Raw genomic sequence first — 13,455 nt, 5'->3', positions numbered from 1 at the left:
ATATGCCTGTCGCTGCGGGTCGAGGGCTGAATTAATAACCAGATAGTTATTATGGAGTTAAAGAGCCGTTAACTTTTTTACAGGCGTAAAAAAACCCCTTAATACTTTCGTCTTAAGGGGTCTGGTCTTAGGGCTTAAATCAGTTACTGCCGAACATATCCTTGATCCAGCCCGCGACGCCGTCGCTCTTCTCCTGCTGCTTCGGCGGCTGTTGCTGCGGTGGCTGTTGCTGCTGAGGCTGCTGCTGCCCGGACTGATTGAACGGGTTGTTCGCTTCCTGCTGCTGCAACTGCTGCTGCTGCATCATCTCGCCCTGGCGGCACAGCGCATCCGGCTGCGTCGTCCACACTGGCAGCGAACGCATCCCGCCGCTGCAGACGAAGTTGCCGTTGCTGTCCACGCCCATGTCGACCACATCTTCCGGCGGCGTCAGCACCAGCGGCGTTGGCGTCTGGTTCGCCAGATAACGCTGATAAATCGACATCGCACCGCTGGCACCGTACAGTTTGGTTGGCTGGTTATTGTCGCGACCCACCCAGGTGATGGTCACCTGGCTACCGTCGATCCCGGCAAACCAGGTATCAACGTTATTGTTGGTGGTCCCGGTTTTCCCCGCCAGATGGAGGCCCGGATACTTCGCCCCCAGCTGACGCCCCGTCCCGCGCTGCACTACCTGCTGCATGGTCCACAGCGTCATGTAGGCCGCCTGGGCAGGCACCGCGCGCTCCGCCTGCGGGTAGCTCTGATACAGCACCGTGCCATCTTCCGCAATCACTGACCGCAGGGCGGAGAGTGGTGCACGGTTGCCGCCGCTGGCGATGGTCTGGAAGGCCTGGGCCACTTCAATCGGCGTCAGGTTCAGCGCGCCAAGCAGCATCGCCGGCACGGCGTTGAGCTGATTCTTCGGCGCCCCCAGTTTGGTCCAGGTATCGACCACCGCCGGCAAGCCCAGCGCCATCCCGAGGTTAACCGTCGGCACGTTCATCGAACGAGTCAGGGCATCTACCAGCATCACCTGGCCGCTGAAGCGACGATCGTCGTTCTGCGGCGACCAGGTCTGGCCATTGGACAGGCGAATGGTCACTGGCGCATCGGCGATCCACGTATTCAGGCGATACTGATTCGGCTGGCTCAGCGCGGTCAGATAGGTCGCCGGCTTGGCCAGAGAACCAATCGACCGGCGGGCCTGCATCGCGCGGTTGTAGCCGGCGAACTGCGGCTCCGCGCCGCCGACCATCGCCCGCACTTCACCGGTAAAGCGGTCCACCACCACCATGGCGGTTTCCAGATCTGCCAGCTTGCGCTGTTTCTTCAGTACCGGGATCCCTTCAGTAGCCGCTTTTTCCGCGGCATCCTGCGCCACCGAGTCGAAGGTAGTGAAGATCTTCACGCCGGAGAGATCTTTTACTTTATCGCCCAGCTTCGCCTGCAGCTCCTGACGCACCATCTGCATGAACGCCGGCTGTGGTGAAATGACCCCGCCGCGCGGCTGCACGCCCAGCGGACGCGCGCTCAGCATGTCGTACAGCTCCTGGTCGATGACCTGCTGCTGCTGCAGCAGACGCAGCACCAGATTGCGTCGCTCAAGGGCCAGCTTCGGGTTGCGCCACGGGTTATACACCGAGGCCCCTTTCACCATCCCCACCAGCAGCGCCTGCTGGTCGAGGCTCAGCTCTTCCACCGGACGGCCAAAGTAGTACAGGCTGGCCAGCGGGAAGCCGCGAATTTCGTTATCGCCGCTCTGACCGAGGTACACCTCGTTCATGTACAGCTCAAGGATGCGATCCTTGCTGTAGCGGGCGTCGACGATCAGCGCCATGTACGCTTCGTTGGCTTTACGCCAGTAGGAGCGCTCGCTGGAGAGGAACAGGTTTTTCACCAACTGCTGGGTCAGGGTACTTGCCCCTTGCACCGTCCGGCCTGCCGTCAGGTTCGCCAGCACCGCACGGCCGATGGAATAGAGGCTGATGCCATCGTGCTCGTAGAAGTGGCGGTCTTCGGTCGCCAGCAGTGTATCCACCAGCAGGTCAGGGAAGCCGCTGCGCTTCACGAACAGACGCTGCTCGCCGTTCGGCGACTGCAGCATGGTAATAAGCCGCGGATCGAGGCGGAAGAAACCGAACTGGCGGTTGTTATCCATATTCTCGATGGTTTCCAGATGGTCGCCGTCGAAGGTCAGACGCGCGCGCACCTGTCCTTCTTTACTGTCCGGGAAATCGAACGGACGGCGGATCATCTCGATGCTGTTGGCCTGCACCGTATATTCGCCGGGACGCGTCATCGCGCTAACCTGACGATACTGGGTGGCGTTCAGCAGACGCACCATCTCGTTTTTGCTGATCTGCATGTCCGGCTCAAGGTTCACCATCCGGCCATAGACCGCAGCCGGCAGCTCCCAAACTTTACCGTCGATGCGGCTGCGGATTTTCTGGTCGAGGTAGACGCCATAGGCGGCAATCAGCACCGCGAAGACAATCCCCAGCTTGACCAGCAGCCACAGCCAGCTGCGCTTACGACGAGGCTTGCCACCTTTGCCTTTGGCTTTTCTCGGCACCGGTTTCTCATCCTCATAATCATCGTCATCATACTCGTCGTCGTAGTCCTCTTCCCGGACCCGGCGACGGGTGACTTTCTGTTTTGTCGGACGTGAGGGTCTTCCCTTACGTCCGATAGGCTCGCGGTCATCTCCCGCCATGCTTTTTCTCCGCAACGTTCAGGCGCAAAGGCCTGATTCTCAATACTTCCTCCGTTCAGAGGAAGAAGAAATCTCTCAAATTAACGTTCAGGCTGCTCATCCTCAGGACGACAACCTGCTGGCGGGCAGAACGCGCCGCCCACCTTTCAAAGGGTTGCTTTGCTTCGCTTCACATGATACTAACAATAGAAATTCACCATAAAATCAATGTGTTAAACGCATCACTGGCAGAATAAGTCAGAACATAGCACGTAATGTTCAGGGCATACAGGATAGCACTAAAATGCGACATTCTTAACCAGCATTTTACCTCGTGCTTACGTAACAAGATGGGAAAGAGTATGTTTTTTAATAACATAAAAAATGACGCTCGCCCTGATGCCAAATGCGGCGGCATCGCCTCAGACTGAAAATATATTTCCTGGACGACAGCATTTATTATTGAGAGAAGTAAAGGGGATGAATCGAGTTTCTGCCAATAAAAATGAGAGGCTGTTAACATTTATGTAGAATAATATTTTATGATGACACCAGGGAAATATTTGTTAAACTAGCGGCCAGTGATTCATTATTTTGATTACTCTACTATGCGCATTCCACTTATATTCCCGCTTTGCGTGGTGGCCTTACTCTCTGGCTGCCAACAGAAACCCGCCTCAACGCTCAGTCCGGCCATCAGTAGCCAGGCACAGCTCGAGCAGCTCTCGTCCGTGGCGGCAGGAACGCGCTATCTCAAGAATAAATGTAATCGTAGCGATCTGCCCGCCGATGAAACTATTTATCGGGCGGTGGTGAATGTCGGCAAAGCGCGCGGATGGGGAAATATTGACCCGGCAACGTTAAGTCAAAATAGCGACCGGCTTTACCAACAGCTTTTACAGGACAGCACCCCGGAAGCCACACAGTGCAGTCAATTTAATCGCCAGCTTGCTCCCTTTATTGCCAGACTACGCGGCGACTAAGCAAAATATCTTCAACGCGCATTGAATTGCGCTTGCTCCTTATTCGCCTTTCGGCTCCTCGTCAATTTTCCCGCCGGGCCAGTCCTCCAGCGCCGCGAGGGTAAAGGTCGTGCCATTGAAGCTAAAGATCGTCACATCCTGCTGGATCTGCTCCACCACCAGATTGGGCAGCGGGGAATCGCCCTCGGTCCACGCTTTGCCGTTTAACACAATGCTGCGCTTTTCCGCTAACGAGGCGTAGACATGGGCGCTGTAGCGCAGAGGCGGCAGCGTATCGCTGTCCACCACCGGCGCGGCGGGCGCGCTGGCTTTTGCCGCCGGTGGCGGCGTCTTTGGCGCGGCCTCTCCGGCAGCGGTTAACGGCAGAAGCGCCGCATGCGCCACCGGCAAGGGCAGCGTTTGCGGCGGTGCCGGGTGACGCCACTGCTCGCCGCCAAACCAGCCGAGCGCGATAAATAATCCGGCGTACAGCGGGATAATCCAGCCAGGGATCTGCACCATCCGGCCGCGGACCACCGGCGCGTCCGCCAGTGTGGTGGGCGACTGATGCGCCACCAGCGGGGGGATCCCTCTTTCACTGTCATCACGAACAATCACAACGGTCTCCTGTTCCCTCATGATAACGAGAAGGCGCCCTTACGGGCGCCCCACGTCACCTTATTTACTGCTCACCGGCAGGCCGGCGCCCTGCGATTCGCCCTGCGGCAATTCGAGGACGGCAACCGACCAGGCCGGCAGCGTGACTGAGCCGTCAGCGGCAACCTGCACGCCGCTGGCCAGCGACCGGTCGCCCGCCGCCTGCTGAATAGCGCTCAGCTGGAGCGATGTGCCGGCGAAATCCTGCAGCGTCCGACTTTCCGGGGCAGCGTTGATCGCCACCACGATGCCGTCGACGCGGCTGTCCAGGCTGGCGCCAGCCTGCATCCCGTCATCGATGGTCATCACCAGCAGACCAGTCTGCTGATCGGCGCCGGTATTGCGGAAGTCCACGCGCTGCATCACCGTCGCGCCGTCGCCGAGGGTAAACAGCGGCGACGATTTACGCAGCGCGGTCAGCTCCTGATAAAACGCGGTCATCTGCTTGAGCTCGGCTTCGCCCGGGGTGGCCACCCAGTCCTTCACGCGGGCGATGATGTCATAGTTGCTGCCATCATCGCTGCTGCGCGGCATACCGACGTTGTAGTTGTTGTCCTGCAGGGAGTAGTCCACGCGGTTAAACCAGTCGCCGGAATCATACGAGTCGCGGGTAAAGGATTTAGAGCGCAGCAGCTCTGAGCCCTGCTGGTCAAAGGCGATCCCCTGGCCGAGCATCACCGTCGCCAGCGACACCGCCTGCATCCGGACGCGGGTATCGAGATCTGCCTCCTGAGCGGCTTTATAGCTGATCATGTCCCACAGCGTCTGGTTATCGTGTTTTGACACATAGTTCACGACTTCCGTCGGATCAGCCGCGTAGCCGCCTGGCGCGCCGTTATAGTCAATCTCGCTGCCTCTCTTCACCGCGCCGTCTTTGTCGATCAGCACGAAGTCCGCAAGGTTACCGGCCATGCCGAGACGGGTCAGATCGGCGAGGTGACGCGCCTGATCGTCGGTCAGGGTGGTCAGCTCATTCGGCAGAACGCCGGCCCCGCTGCCCACGCCCTGGTTCTGGCGCAATGCATCACCGGAGTCGAACGGCCCGCCGCCGCGCACAGCGTCGCGCAGACGATCGGAGAACGTGCCGATCCCGGTGCCTTTGAGATTGATTTGCGAGGCAATTTCAAAGCGATCGCTCTGGTTGGAATCCCAGCCTTCGCCAAAGAAGTAGATATCCGGGTTGAGCGCTTTAATGCGTTCCCAGGCCGAGAGGATCTGCGCTTTCGGGTGGTAGCCCATCAGGTCGAAGCGGAAGCCATCGATCTTATAATCGGTGGTCCATACCGCCAGTGAATCGGCGATAAGCTTGGCGAACATCCGGTGCTCTGGCGCCGAGTCGGAGCAACAGGTAGCCGATTCCACGCTGCCGGTAGTTTCGTTCAGACGCTGATAGTACCAGGGGACGATCTTATCCAGTACCGAAGTGCGGTCGGTCGGGCCGGCGGCGTTGGTGTGGTTGTACACCACGTCCATAATGACGTTCATTCCCAGATCCTGCTTGATCGCCTGAATCATGGTGCGGAACTCTTTAATGCGCGCCGTGCCTTCCGGATCGGTGGCGTAGGATCCTTCCGGTACCGTGTAGTGGAACGGATCGTAGCCCCAGTTATAGGAGTCGGTCTGCGCCACCAGCGTATTCAACGCCTGCACCTGCGGGTTATCCTTGCTGTCGTTCTGCTTCAGCTGAGTCAGCACCTCTTCAACCGTCGAACCGCTGTCGCAATAGCCCGCGAACTCGCTGCTCTTCACCGCGCTGTTGACCTCGCACAGGCGACTGAACGGCTGCTGAATATCGGCGACTTTGTCGCTGAACTCATTGACCGTCGCCAGATCGAAGACCGGCAGCAGCTCAATATGGGTCACGCCCGAGGCCGACAGCTGTTTCAGATGCTGGACCATATTGCTCTCCTGGGCGGTGAGCGCCAGATACTTGCCGCGCAGCTCCGCAGGAACGGTTTGATCCCAGGCGGAGAGATCGCGAATATGCGATTCGTGGATCGTCATTTTCGCCAGGTCGGCTTTGGTTTTCTGCGCGTGCGGCATCGTCAGCCCGTCCCAGCCTTCCGGCTTCAGCGCGCTGTCGTTCAGATCGACCACCTGGCTGTACTCCGAGTTGGTCGACAAACTGTGGGCGTAGGGATCGGTCACTTCGTACTGCTCGACTTTACGCGACTGCGGGTGGTAGACCGTCATCGCGTAGCGGTAGAACGCGCCTTTCAGGTCGCTCCCGCCCTGCCAGGACCAGGCGCCGGAGGCGCTGTCGCGAATCATCGGGTGACTGGCTATCACTTTCTTGTCCGCGCTATAGATCACCAGCTCGACCTGCTGCGCCGTGGGCGCCCAGACGCGGAAGGTCACGCCGCTATCGGTTAGCTGGGCGCCATAGCTCAGCGCCTCGGCGGCGGCGGCATAGGTATCGTCCAGTACGCCGGCGGTCTGCACCTGGGTGGCGGAGCTCAGGATCCCGTCGCTTTCGGCGGATATCGCCACCGTCTCGCCCTGCAGCAATTCATCGACGTTGACGTCATCCGGCAGCTTAAAGGCAGGATAGCTAGCGAGATGCGGGAAGCGCATGCTCACCTGCTGGCTGACGGTGGTGGGGGTCAGCTTGACATATTTATCGGTAAATTCGCCGTTACTGTCGGCAGCCACCTTACTGCTGTGGCTGTAATAGAGGCGCACAATGGGTTTATTTTCCCCGCCCGGCCACAGCAGAGTGGTCTTATCGACCCAATGCGCATCGGCCAGCGCCACGCCAAAGGCGGCGCGGAAGGCGTCGGCGCGGGAGTCATAGACCGCGCTGTTGCCGGCGATGACCGATACCGTCCGATCGGTGAAATCGCTGAAAGAGACGCGCAGGTCGCTGTCGATAAGCTTATTGGTGCCATCGCGGACGATAACGTTGATACATCCGCTCTCTTTGGTCAACGGGATCACCCAGTAAGGGCCATATTTGTCGCTGCCGGTCGGCGTGGTGCTGACATCATTCCAGTCCGCCACCGGCGCGCTCAGCGCATCGCAGGTTTCGTTATTCCACAGATAGAGGTTTTTGCTGGCATAGTCCGCCGGCGTGCTGCTGGTGATGCCGGCGATATCGACGAGATGAATGACAGCCTGGTTGGCAGAGGCCTGTACCGCTTCGCCAGGGACGGCAACGTCCGGTAAACGGACGACGACATCCTGTGGGTCGGGCGTGCCGGGATTACCTGGGTCGCCAGGTGAGCCAGAGGAAGAGGAGGAAGAGCTGTTATCACAGCCACTCAATAATACTAACGATCCAATAAATAGGGCATGACAGGTATATCTGAGCATTCGATAGTCCCTAATATGCTTATTAAATTATAAAAGGTAAGAAAGGATGAATATCTTTACAGCGCGCTAATTAGATATTTTTGCTTTCCCAGGCGCAATCATCCCCCACAAATGAGAGGGGGGCGTAGGAAGCCGGGGGAGTAAATGAATAAAGGGAATGACGACCGCAAACCGCAAACTGATTATGATTCGCCACGCTTATCGCCACTCTCCGGCAATAATTCATTCAAAAGCCAATAATCACCTACCTGTTTCGGTAGGGTATTACGCCAGCGTGCAGAAAAATAAATTAGCAAAGGAATTAAAATGCCAGTTTCTGTGATGGGGTTAACAAATATAAATAAAGGGATAATTAAATTATTACCCCAAATTGTGACGCTCATCATATTAATAACCGCCATTCCGCAGCTGGCGAAATTAACCTGGCGGGTGGTATTCCCTGTGAGTCCTGAGGATATTTCCGCCCTACCGTTAACCATGCCTCCGGCGGCAGATCCGGAATTTAAAAATGTGCGGCCCGCATTTACCCTGTTTGGCCTGGCGGCTAAAAACCCCCCCGCGCCAGCGGTGGCCACCAGCCTCAATCAGGTGCCGGTTTCCAGCCTGAAGCTACGTCTGGCCGGGCTGCTCGCCAGCAGCAACCCGGCGCGATCCATCGCGATTATTGAAAAGGGAAATCAGCAGGTTAGCCTTAGCGTCGGCGATACCACCCCGGGGTACGATGCGCAGATCGCTGCCATCCTGCCAGACCGGATCATCGTCAACTATCAGGGGCGCCAGGAGGCCATTTTATTATTTAACGATACCCGCGCGCCGTCGTCATCGCCCGCCGCCGCGCCCCGTCCGCCCCTGATGAAGCGACTCCGCGAGCAGCCGCAAAATATCCTCACGTATTTAACGATTTCGCCGGTACTCAGCGGCGACAAACTGCAGGGCTATCGACTTAACCCTGGCAAAGACCCCTCGCTGTTTCGCCAGGCCGGCCTACAGGCAAATGATTTGGCGATTACCTTAAATGGCATCGATTTACGCGATCAGGAACAAGCGCAACAGGCGCTGCAGAATTTGGCCGACATGACTGAAATAACGCTAACCGTTGAGCGGGAAGGCCAACGACACGATATTGCTTTCGCCCTGGGGGATGAATAATTGCCAACCATGAAACGCCTGCGAAAAATGCTGCCTGCGCTGCTGATATTAACCCCGCTGCTATTTTCCCCGGCCGCCGCGGAGGAATTTTCCGCCAGTTTTAAAGGCACCGATATCCAGGAATTTATCAATACCGTCAGCAAAAACCTGAATAAAACGGTGATTATCGATCCCAGCGTACGCGGTACTATCACCGTGCGCAGTTACGATATGCTCAATGAAGAGCAATATTATCAATTCTTCCTCAGCGTGCTGGATGTATACGGCTTCGCCGTGATTAATATGAATAACGGCGTGCTGAAGGTGGTCCGCGCTAAAGATGCCAAGACCTCGGCCGTTCCGGTCGCCAGCGAGGCCGCGCCAGGCGAAGGCGATGAGGTCGTCACCCGGGTGGTGCCCCTGACCAACGTCGCCGCCCGCGATCTCGCGCCGCTGCTCCGCCAGCTGAACGATAACGCTGGCGCCGGCAGCGTGGTCCATTATGAACCCTCCAACGTCCTGCTGATGACCGGCCGCGCGGCGGTCATCAAACGCCTGCTGACTATTGTCGAACGCGTCGACAACGCCGGGGATCGCAGCGTGGTGACCGTGCCTCTCTCCTGGGCCTCCGCCGCGGAGGTGGTCAAACTGGTTACCGAACTCAATAAAGACACCAGCAAATCGGCGCTGCCGGGATCGATGGTGGCGAACGTGGTGGCCGATGAGCGTACCAACTCGGTGCTGGTGAGCGGCGAGCCAAACTCGCGCCAGCGCATTATCGCCATGATCAAACAGCTCGACCGCCAGCAGGCGGTGCAGGGCAACACCAAAGTGATCTACCTGAAGTACGCCAAAGCCGCCGATCTGGTGGAGGTCCTGACCGGGATCAGCAGCTCGTTGCAGAACGATAAGCAAAGCGCCAAACCGGTGGCCGCGATCGATAAAAATATCATTATCAAAGCCCACGGCCAGACCAACGCCCTAATCGTCACCGCCGCGCCGGACGTGATGAACGATCTGGAGCGAGTGATCGCCCAGCTGGATATCCGCCGCCCGCAGGTGCTGGTGGAGGCGATTATCGCCGAAGTGCAGGATGCCGACGGCCTCAATCTCGGTATCCAGTGGGCCAATAAAAACGCCGGCATGACCCAGTTCACCAACAGCGGTTTGCCGATATCCAGCGTCATCGCCGGCGCCAACCAGTACAACAAAGACGGCACCATCAGCAGCTCGCTGGCCAGCGCCCTCGGCTCGTTTAACGGTATCGCCGCCGGTTTCTATCAGGGGAACTGGGCGATGCTGCTGACCGCCCTCTCCAGCAGTACCAAGAACGATATTCTGGCCACCCCCAGCATCGTCACTCTCGACAATATGCAAGCCACCTTCAACGTCGGCCAGGAAGTCCCGGTGTTAACCGGCTCGCAAACCACCTCCGGCGACAACATCTTTAATACCGTCGAGCGCAAAACCGTGGGCATTAAGCTGAAGGTGAAGCCGCAGATTAACGAAGGCGATGCCGTGCTGCTGGAGATTGAGCAGGAAGTATCGAGCGTCGCCGATTCGGCCTCCAGCACCAGCAGCGATCTCGGAGCGACCTTTAATACCCGGACGGTGAATAACGCCGTGCTGGTCGGCAGCGGCGAAACGGTGGTGGTTGGCGGGCTGCTGGATAAAAGCGTCACCGATACCGCCGACAAAGTGCCGCTGCTCGGCGACATCCCGGTGATCGGCGCACTGTTCCGCTCCGACAGCAAGAAAGTGTCGAAGCGCAACCTGATGCTGTTTATCCGCCCGACCATTATTCGCGACCGCGATGAGTACCGCCAGGCCTCTTCCGGCCAGTACACCGCCTTCAACGATGCGCAAACCAAACAGCGGGGCAAAGAGAGCAGCGAAGCATCGCTCAGCAACGATCTGTTGCACATCTACCCGCAGCAGGAGACCCAGGCCTTCCGCCAGGTCAGCGCCGCCATTGACGCTTTTAACCTCGGAGGCCGCCTATGACGCCAGCCGCCGAACGCCGTCCGCTGCTGCCCTTCGCCTGGGCCCGCGCGCACCATCTGGTGCTGCTGAGCGACGGCGAACGCTGCGAAGCGCTGTGCCGCGCGGACACCGCCGCCCGGGCGCTGCTGGAAGCGCGCCGCCTGGCGGACGGGCCGATGAGCGTCAGCCGTCTGGCGCCGGACGCGTTCGAGAAAGCGCTGGTGCTCAGCTATCAGCGCGACTCGGCGGAAGCGCACCGGATGATGGCCGACATCGGCAATGAGCTTGACCTCTATACCCTCGCCGAAGAGCTGCCGGATACCGACGATCTGCTCGACAGCGAGGACGATGCGCCGATTATCCGTCTGATCAACGCCATGCTCACCGAGGCTATCAAAGAGAAAGCCTCCGATATCCATATCGAAACCTATGAGCGCCATCTGCAGATCCGCTTTCGCGTCGACGGCGTGCTGCGGGAAATTCTCCGCCCGCAGCGGCGGCTGGCCGCGCTGTTAATTTCGCGTATCAAGGTGATGGCGAGCCTGGACATTGCGGAAAAACGGGTTCCCCAGGATGGCCGTATGGCGCTGCGCATCGGCGGGCGGGCGATAGACGTGCGCGTCTCCACCCTGCCCTCCAGCCATGGGGAACGCGTGGTGCTGCGCCTGCTGGATAAAAACAGCGTCAACCTGGATCTGCTGACGCTGGGCATGCCCCCCGCCCTGCTCGACCAGGTCGACGCGCTGATCGCCCGGCCACACGGCATCATTCTGGTCACCGGGCCGACCGGATCCGGGAAAAGCACGACGCTCTACGCCGCCCTCAGCCGCCTCGACGCCCGGGAGCGCAACATCATGACCATTGAAGATCCGGTGGAGTATGAGCTGGAGGGCATCGGCCAGACCCAGGTCAACGCCAAAGTCGAGATGACCTTCGCCCGCGGCCTGCGCGCCATCCTGCGCCAGGATCCGGACGTGGTGCTGGTGGGCGAAATCCGCGATGGCGAAACCGCGCAGATCGCCGTTCAGGCCTCGCTCACCGGCCACCTGGTGCTGTCGACGCTGCACACCAACAGCGCGCTGGGCGCTATTTCCCGCCTGCAGGATATGGGCGTGGAGCCTTTTTTACTCTCCACGTCGCTGCTGGCGGTGATGTCGCAGCGGCTGGTGCGCCAACTGTGCCCGCACTGCCGTCAGCCCACGCAGGCGGATGCCGACACCGCCCGGCAGATGGCGGTCCCGACCGGCACGCCGCTGTGGCGGCCAAAAGGCTGCGCCCGGTGTAATTTCACCGGCTATCGCGGACGCACCGGCATTCACGAGCTGCTGCCGATCGACGACCGCGTCCGCGCCGCCATCCACCGCGGCGAAAATGAGATCACCCTGATCCAGCAGCTGGGGCCGGCCTGGCAGACCCTGCGCCATGCCGGGCGCGATAAAGCGCTGGCGGGGATCACCAGCTGGGAGGAGGTGATGCGGGTCACCGAACAGCAAACGGCGGACAGCGTCTGAGATGGCCCAGTTTCGCTATCAGGCGCTGGACGCGCAGGGCAAAACCCGCCGCGGCGTTCAACAAGCCGACTCCGCCCGCCACGCCCGCCAGCTGCTGCGGGACAAAGGCTGGCTGGCGCTGGAAGTGGCCGCCGCCGACCCGGCGAGCCGGCTGTGGCGCGGCGGGCTCCTTACCCGGCGCACCAGCGCCGGTGATTTAGCCCTGCTCACTCGCCAGCTGGCCACCCTGGTCGCCGCCGGCATTCCGCTGGAGAAAGCGCTCGATGCCGTCGCCCAACAGTGCGAAAAGGCGCCGCTGAGAACGTTAATGGCCGGGGTGCGGAGCAAAGTGCTCGAAGGCCATTCGCTGGCGGAGGCGATGCGCGGCTATCCCGCCTGCTTCGACGGCCTGTTCTGCGCCATGGTGGCGGCTGGCGAAACCTCCGGCCATCTCGACGGCGTGCTGAATCGGCTGGCGGACTATACCGAGCAGCGCCAGCAGCTTCGCGCCCGCCTGCTGCAGGCGATGATCTACCCCATCGTGCTGACGCTGGTCGCCATCAGCGTGATCGCCATTCTGCTCTCCACCGTGGTGCCGAAAGTCGTCGAGCAGTTTGTCCATCTTAAACAGGCCCTGCCCTTCTCTACCCGGCTGCTGATGAGCCTGAGCGACATGGTGCGCAGCGCGGGCCCCTGGCTGGTGCTGCTGTCGTTACTGGCGCTGCTGGGGCTGCGCTATCTGCTGCGCCAGCCTGCCCGGCGGCTCGCCTGGGACCGGGCGCTGCTGCGCCTGCCGGTCATCGGCCGCGTGACGCGCAGCGTCAACAGCGCGCGCTACGCCCGCACCTTAAGCATTCTCAACGCCAGCGCGGTGCCGCTGCTGCTGTCGATGCGCATCAGCGCGGGCGTTCTCAGCAATGCCTGGGCGCGCAGCCAGCTGGAGACCGCCAGCGAGTCGGTGCGCGAAGGCGTCAGCCTGCATCGCGCGCTGGAGGCCACGGCGCTGTTTCCGCCGATGATGCGCTACATGATCGCCAGCGGCGAACAGAGCGGTGAGCTGACCGCCATGCTGGAGCGCGCGGCGGAGAACCAGGACCGGGAACTGAGCGCGCAGATCCAGATGTCCCTCAGCCTGTTTGAACCCCTGCTGGTGGTCACCATGGCCGGCATGGTGCTGTTTATCGTGCTGGCCATCCTGCAGCCGATCCTGCAACTGAATACCCTTATGAGTATGTGACTGTATTAATGG

Annotated in this window: 9 protein-coding genes; 6 read left to right on the top strand and 3 right to left on the bottom strand. The window is 60.0% G+C overall.

Features of this window, described 5'->3' with window-relative positions:
• Positions 1-139: 139 nt before the first annotated feature.
• Complete coding sequence (gene mrcB, locus GQR96_RS04305) at positions 140-2,695, bottom strand: bifunctional glycosyl transferase/transpeptidase (protein WP_049003560.1); 2,556 nt, start codon at positions 2,693-2,695, stop codon at positions 140-142.
• A 587-nt stretch (positions 2,696-3,282) separates the two neighbouring features.
• Between mrcB and gspS the strand changes: the two genes are divergently transcribed.
• Entirely contained in the window at positions 3,283-3,657 is a 375-nt protein-coding gene (gene gspS / locus GQR96_RS04300) for a type II secretion system pilot lipoprotein GspS (protein ID WP_065904273.1), read from the top strand.
• 39 nt (positions 3,658-3,696) lie between these two features.
• Here gspS and gspB read toward each other — a convergent pair whose 3' ends face one another.
• Both gspB and pulA read right to left on the bottom strand, forming a co-directional pair.
• Positions 3,697-4,254: a type II secretion system assembly factor GspB gene (gene gspB / locus GQR96_RS04295; RefSeq protein WP_048294191.1), complete on the bottom strand. Its 558-nt coding sequence runs from the start codon at positions 4,252-4,254 to the stop codon at positions 3,697-3,699.
• 60 nt (positions 4,255-4,314) lie between these two features.
• Complete coding sequence (pulA, locus tag GQR96_RS04290; protein ID WP_065904248.1) at positions 4,315-7,605, bottom strand: pullulanase-type alpha-1,6-glucosidase; 3,291 nt, start codon at positions 7,603-7,605, stop codon at positions 4,315-4,317.
• Positions 7,606-7,789: 184 nt separating this feature from the next.
• Here pulA and GQR96_RS04285 point away from each other — a divergent pair, with 184 nt between their 5' ends.
• Genes GQR96_RS04285 through gspF form a run of 5 tightly spaced genes read left to right on the top strand, consistent with a single transcriptional unit; the run spans position 7,790 to position 13,443 of the window.
• Complete coding sequence (locus GQR96_RS04285) at positions 7,790-7,927, top strand: hypothetical protein (RefSeq protein ID WP_032426032.1); 138 nt, start codon at positions 7,790-7,792, stop codon at positions 7,925-7,927.
• Positions 7,912-8,754: a type II secretion system protein GspC gene (gene gspC / locus GQR96_RS04280; protein ID WP_065904246.1), complete on the top strand. Its 843-nt coding sequence runs from the start codon at positions 7,912-7,914 to the stop codon at positions 8,752-8,754. Before GQR96_RS04285 ends, gspC begins: the two co-directional genes overlap by 16 nt.
• Positions 8,755-8,763: 9 nt before the next feature.
• The gene (gene pulD, locus GQR96_RS04275) at positions 8,764-10,737 is read left to right on the top strand and encodes a GspD family T2SS secretin variant PulD (protein ID WP_004204420.1); all 1,974 of its coding nucleotides are present in this window, start codon (positions 8,764-8,766) and stop codon (positions 10,735-10,737) included.
• Positions 10,734-12,227, top strand: coding sequence for a type II secretion system ATPase GspE (gene gspE, locus GQR96_RS04270; protein WP_017901153.1), 1,494 nt, complete (start codon positions 10,734-10,736; stop codon positions 12,225-12,227). Before pulD ends, gspE begins: the two co-directional genes overlap by 4 nt.
• 1 nt (position 12,228) lies before the next feature.
• The gene (gene gspF / locus GQR96_RS04265) at positions 12,229-13,443 is read left to right on the top strand and encodes a type II secretion system inner membrane protein GspF (protein WP_069734361.1); all 1,215 of its coding nucleotides are present in this window, start codon (positions 12,229-12,231) and stop codon (positions 13,441-13,443) included.
• The last annotated feature ends 12 nt before the right edge of the window (positions 13,444-13,455 follow it).

The organism is Klebsiella sp. PCX (genome assembly GCF_021869705.1).
GTDB lineage: Bacteria > Pseudomonadota > Gammaproteobacteria > Enterobacterales > Enterobacteriaceae > Klebsiella > Klebsiella quasipneumoniae.
This window is presented reverse-complemented; position numbering and strand designations above follow the sequence as displayed.

Excerpts from the sequence above, each read along its gene's own strand:
- mrcB (WP_049003560.1), bottom strand. The coding sequence starts at position 2,695 with ATGGCGGGAGATGACCGCGAGCCTATCGGACGTAAGGGAAGACCCTCA.
- gspS (WP_065904273.1), top strand. The coding sequence starts at position 3,283 with ATGCGCATTCCACTTATATTCCCGCTTTGCGTGGTGGCCTTACTCTCT.
- pulA (WP_065904248.1), bottom strand. The coding sequence starts at position 7,605 with ATGCTCAGATATACCTGTCATGCCCTATTTATTGGATCGTTAGTATTA.
- GQR96_RS04285 (WP_032426032.1), top strand. The coding sequence starts at position 7,790 with ATGATTCGCCACGCTTATCGCCACTCTCCGGCAATAATTCATTCAAAA.
- gspC (WP_065904246.1), top strand. The coding sequence starts at position 7,912 with ATGCCAGTTTCTGTGATGGGGTTAACAAATATAAATAAAGGGATAATT.
- pulD (WP_004204420.1), top strand. The coding sequence starts at position 8,764 with ATGAAACGCCTGCGAAAAATGCTGCCTGCGCTGCTGATATTAACCCCG.
- gspE (WP_017901153.1), top strand. The coding sequence starts at position 10,734 with ATGACGCCAGCCGCCGAACGCCGTCCGCTGCTGCCCTTCGCCTGGGCC.
- gspF (WP_069734361.1), top strand. The coding sequence starts at position 12,229 with ATGGCCCAGTTTCGCTATCAGGCGCTGGACGCGCAGGGCAAAACCCGC.